Consider the following 4,575-nt stretch of genomic DNA (forward strand, 5'->3'; position numbering starts at 1 on the left):
CAACCCGTACGCCCCGCCCGCGGGCGGGTCCGGCGACGTGCCGCCGCCCCCGCCCGGGTACGGCCCCCCTCCGGGCTTCGGCCCCCCTCAGGCCTTCGGCTCCCCACCCGTGGGGTACGGCTCGGGCTACCCCGCGCCGGGCCACCCCGGCCAGGGGTACGGCGCCCCGGGGTACAGCGGCGCCCAGCACAACCCCCAGCAGTACCTGGCCCAGGGATGGGCGACCCCGCCGCCGCCGACCGAGGGCCTCGCGGTCGCCTCCCTCGTGCTGGGCATCATCGGCGTGGTGATCATCCAGATCACCGGGCCGGTCGCGGTCGTCCTCGGCATCGTCGCCCTCGTCCGGATCCGCCGCCTCGGCAGGCGCGGCCAGGGCCTGGCGATCGCCGGGCTCGTCACCGGGGGCTTCGCGACGCTCCTCCTGCTGCTCTTCGGGGTGTTCCTGGTCGCTGCCTTCACGGACGGCGCCCTGAACGGGTTCTCGTGAGCGAGCACGCCCCTCGTCAGGACGGCTACTACCCGCAGGAGGCGTACTACGCCCCGGGGTGGCAGGCCCCGCACCGGCCCTCCCCCGAGGAGCAGGACCGACGACGCCGCCGCACCCGGCGGATGCTCCTCGCGGGGGCGGCCGTGCTCGGCGTCATCACGCTGGTCGCCGCGGTGCTCGGTGCGCGGTACGCCCTCGCGGTGCGCCCGCTGGGCGAGGTCGACTCCCCGACCACCGCGCATGCGCGGCAGCTCGACCGCGGCCACTGCCTGCCCGCCCTGCCCGCGGACGGAGCGGTGGGCGAGGTCGACGTGGTGCCGTGCGGCGAGGCCCACGTGGCCGAGGTGGTGGGGACCCACCCCCTGCCCGACGGAGCCTGGCCAGGGTCGGCCGAGGCCGCCCGCAGCACCGCGGCCACGTGCGAGATGGAGACGGCCCAGCGCGAGCTCGGCTTCGAGCCTGTGGTCTGGGCCCCGACCGAGGCCGCCTGGGGGCAGGGCTACCGGACCGGGCTGTGCCTCGCGCACCTGCCCGAGGGTGAGGCGCGCGGCTCCTGGTCCACCGGCGACGTCACGCTCGAGGAGGGGTGACACCCCCTCCTCGAGCGGACCGGCGGTCAGCCGTTGAGGCCGGTGAGGTGGGGTACCGAGGCCGTGATGACCGTGCCGTCGGCGCGGGTCGTACCGAGCAGCGCTGAGGCGTCGGGCTCCCCCGGGATCCGCGGCCCCTGCCCGGCGAGGGGCACCGTGACCGGGCCGCGGGCCGGGACCCGTACCGCCTCGCCACGCACCGTGACCTCGAGACCGTCACCGATCTCGTTCTCGAGCTCGATCTCCTCGTGCCGCACCGTGACCTTGACCCGCGAGCCGCGGACGGTGAGCCGGAAGGTCAGGCAGGGCCAGCTCTCGGGCAGGCGCGGGTCGAAGCTGATCCTGCCGCCGTAGTCGCGCATCCCGCCGAAACCGTGCACCAGCGCGCCCCACACCCCGCCCGTCGAGGCGACGTGGACCCCGTCCGCGCTGTTGTGGTGCAGGTCCCCCAGGTCCACGAAGAGGGAGTCGTGGAAGTACCGCAACGCGAGCTCGTGGTACCCGACCTCGGCCGCGATGATCGACTGGACCACCCCGGACAACGACGAGTCCCCGGTGGTGATCGGGTCGTAGTACTCGAAGTCGGCGCGCTTCTCCTCGGCCGTGAAGTGCTCGCCCTGCAGGAAGAGGGCCAGCACGACGTCGGCCTGCTTGAGCACCTGGAAGCGGTAGATCACCAAGGGGTGGTAGTTGAGCAGCAGTGGTCGCTTGTCCTCCGGGGTGTTGGGCAGGTCCCAGACCTCGCGCTCGTGGAAGTGCGAGTCCTGCGGGTGGATGCCCAGGTTGTCGTCGTAGGGGATCGCCAGGGCGTCGGCGGCGCGCTCCCACTCAGCGATCTCCTCACGGTCCAGGTGCAGCCGGGACACCATGCGGGCGTGCTCCTGGGGCCAGTCCCTCTCGAGCTGGCAGACGGCCTCGGCAGCCCGGCGCAGGTTGAACCGCGCCATGACGTTCGTGAAGAGGTTGTCGTTGACGACCGTCGTGTACTCGTCGGGTCCGGTCACCCCGTGGATGTGGAAGGAGTCCGAGCCGTTGCCCCGCCAGAAGCCCAGGTCCGCCCACATGCGGGCGGTCTGCACGAGGATGTCGATGCCCTCGCGGGCCATGAACTCGTCGTCGCCGGTCGCCTCCACGTACTTGCTGATCGCGAAGGAGACGTCGGCGTCGATGTGGTACTGCGCGGTGCCTGCCGCGTAGTAGGCCGAGGCCTCCTCGCCGTTGATGGTCCGCCACGGGAACAGGGCCCCGTGCTGGGTGAGCTCGGCGGCGCGGCGGACCGCGGCCGGCAGCATCGTGTAGCGGAAGCGCAGGGCGTTCCGGGCGTACAGGGGCGTGGTGTACGTCAGGTAGGGGACCACGTAGATCTCGGTGTCCCAGAAGTAGTGGCCGCTGTAGCCCGAGCCGGTCAGCCCCTTGGCGGGGATGCCGTTGCCCTCGGCCCGGGCCGAGGCCTGGGCGAGCTGGAAGAGGTTCCAGCGCACGGCCTGCTGCACCTCGGGCTGCGCCTCGACCTCGACGTCGGACCGCTCCCAGTAGGCGTCGAGCCAGGCACGCTGGTCGGCGAACTGCTGGTCGATGCCCTCCTCGCGGACCCGGTCCAAGGTGCGACGGCACCGGTTGGTCAGCTCGCGGGCCGGGACGTTGCGCGAGGTGTGGTAAGCGATCGCCTTGGTGATGGTGATCGGCGTCCCGGCCTCGGCCCGGATCCGGTAGACGTGCTTGGCGTGGTCCTCCTCGACCTGGGTGAAGACCTTGTACTCGTTCTCGGTCTCGATGGCGTGATCGGCGCCGACCGCGAGGCTCATCCGCGAGTTGGTGCAGCGGTAGCCCAGCATCATGCGCTCGTCGTCGCCCCAGTGCTCGGTCGGCTGGAGCACCCGCTCCTCGAATCGCTGCCCGCGGCGAGGATCGTTCAGCGTGGACGCCTGGGCCTTGACCCGGAACTCGTCGAGCCCGTCCTGGCGGTTGAGCACCTGGGAGGACACCACGACCGGGACGTCGCGGTCCAGCACCGTGACCTCGTAGGTGAGGATCGCGAGGTGCCGCTGCCGGAAGGACACCATGCGCTGGGAGCGGATGCGGACGCGGTTCCCGGCGGGGGTGCGCCAGATGACCTCACGCCGCAGCACGCCGTCGCGCATGTCCAGGGTGCGCTCGTAGTGGACCAGGTCCGCGACCGAGAGCAGCAGCGGCTCGTCGTCGACGTAGATCCGCATGATCTTGGTGTCGGGGGCGTTGACGATCGTCTGGCCGACCTGAGCGAAGCCGTAGGCCTCCTCGGCGTGCTGGATCGGCCACGTCTCGTGGAAGCCGTTGATGAAGGTGCCGTGGGTGTGGCTGTCGCGCCCCTCCTCGACGTTGCCGCGCATGCCCAGGTAGCCGTTGCCGACCGAGAAGAGCGTCTCGGTCACGCCCAGGTCGCCGTGCTCGTAGAAGGTCTCGGTCAGGCGCCACGGGTCGACGGGGAAGCGGATCCGGTCCAGGTGCTCGGGCAGGGCCCCGAAGGAGGTCTCGGGCTCGTGGGTCAGCGGCTCGTGGGCGGCGGGCTGGCTCACCGGGTCACCAGCTCGGCCAGGTCCCCCACGACGACGTCGGCCCCCGCGTCGCGGAGCACCTGCGGTCCCGCGCCGCGGTCCACCCCGACGACGAGCCCGAAGTCCCCGTTGCGGCCCGCCTGGACCCCGGAGACCGCGTCCTCGAGGACGACGGACCGGGCGGCGGGGACCCCGAGGGCCTCCGCGGCGTAGAGGTACGTCGCGCCCGAGGGCTTGCCGGCCAGCCCTCGGGCACGGGCGACCTCCCCGTCGACGACGACCTCGAACCGGTCGGCGAGGCCGGCGGCGGCCAGCACGGCCGGCGCGTTCCGCGAGCTCGAGACCACGGCGATCTCGGTGCCGCGGGTGGCCAGCAGGTCGAGCAGCAGCACCGAGCCCGCGTACGGCACCACGCCGTCGGTGTCGAGGATCCGGGAGAAGACGGCGTTCTTGGCGTTCCCCAGGCCGCACACCGTCTCGGTGCCCGGCTCGTCGCCGGGGTCGCCCTCGGGCAGCACGATCCCGCGGGAGGCGAGGGCCGAGCGCACGCCGTCGTACCGGGGCTTGCCGTCGACGTACCGGAAGTAGTCCTCGTCGACGTAGGCGGGCTCGACGCCGTGGGCCTCGAAGTAGGTGGTGAACATCTGTCGCCACGCGTGCATGTGGACGTCGGCGGTCGGGGTCAGGACGCCGTCGAGGTCGAAGAGGGCGGCGTCGTACTCGTCCCAGTTCATGGAGTCGACGCTAGTGCGTGAACCCCCGTGGTTGGCGAACCGCGCCGGGTGAGGTCTCGGTCGTTGGACGTGCGCTCACGCGGTGACCGCCGTGAGGACCAGACCCTCGGCCCGCGCCGCCCCCGCCTCGTCCGCAGCCCCGGGGGTGGGGCGGTCGACCAGGACGGCGCCGCCGTCGGCCACCTGCCCCGCGAGGAGCATCCGGGCCAGCTGGTCGCCGATCTGGCGCT

At 72.5% G+C, this 4,575-nt stretch carries 4 protein-coding genes; 2 read left to right on the forward strand and 2 right to left on the reverse strand.

What is annotated here, in order from left to right; all coding sequences use genetic code 11:
* Both L0B03_RS14285 and L0B03_RS14290 read left to right on the forward strand, forming a co-directional pair.
* On the forward strand, nucleotides 1–487 hold a 487-nt coding region (locus L0B03_RS14285; protein ID WP_250446938.1), incomplete at its 5' end, for a DUF4190 domain-containing protein.
* The gene (locus L0B03_RS14290; RefSeq protein WP_250446940.1) at nucleotides 484–1,077 is read left to right on the forward strand and encodes a septum formation family protein; all 594 of its coding nucleotides are present in this window, start codon (nucleotides 484–486) and stop codon (nucleotides 1,075–1,077) included. The genes L0B03_RS14285 and L0B03_RS14290, both read left to right, overlap by 4 nt.
* Nucleotides 1,078–1,103: 26 nt before the next feature.
* Here L0B03_RS14290 and L0B03_RS14295 read toward each other — a convergent pair whose 3' ends face one another.
* Both L0B03_RS14295 and L0B03_RS14300 read right to left on the reverse strand, forming a co-directional pair.
* Nucleotides 1,104–3,560: a glycoside hydrolase family 65 protein gene (locus L0B03_RS14295; RefSeq protein WP_250446944.1), complete on the reverse strand. Its 2,457-nt coding sequence runs from the start codon at nucleotides 3,558–3,560 to the stop codon at nucleotides 1,104–1,106.
* A gap of 68 nt (nucleotides 3,561–3,628) precedes the next feature.
* A complete protein-coding gene (locus L0B03_RS14300) occupies nucleotides 3,629–4,345 on the reverse strand; it encodes an HAD family phosphatase (protein ID WP_250446942.1) in 717 nt (238 codons plus the stop codon).
* Nucleotides 4,346–4,575: the final 230 nt, after the last annotated feature.

The sequence above is a fragment of the Actinotalea sp. C106 genome (assembly GCF_023630195.1).
In the GTDB taxonomy this organism is placed as follows: Bacteria; Actinomycetota; Actinomycetes; order Actinomycetales; family Cellulomonadaceae; genus Actinotalea.

Coding starts and splice junctions, on each gene's coding strand:
- L0B03_RS14300 (WP_250446942.1), bottom strand. CDS start 4,345: ATGAACTGGGACGAGTACGACGCCGCCCTCTTCGACCTCGACGGCGTC.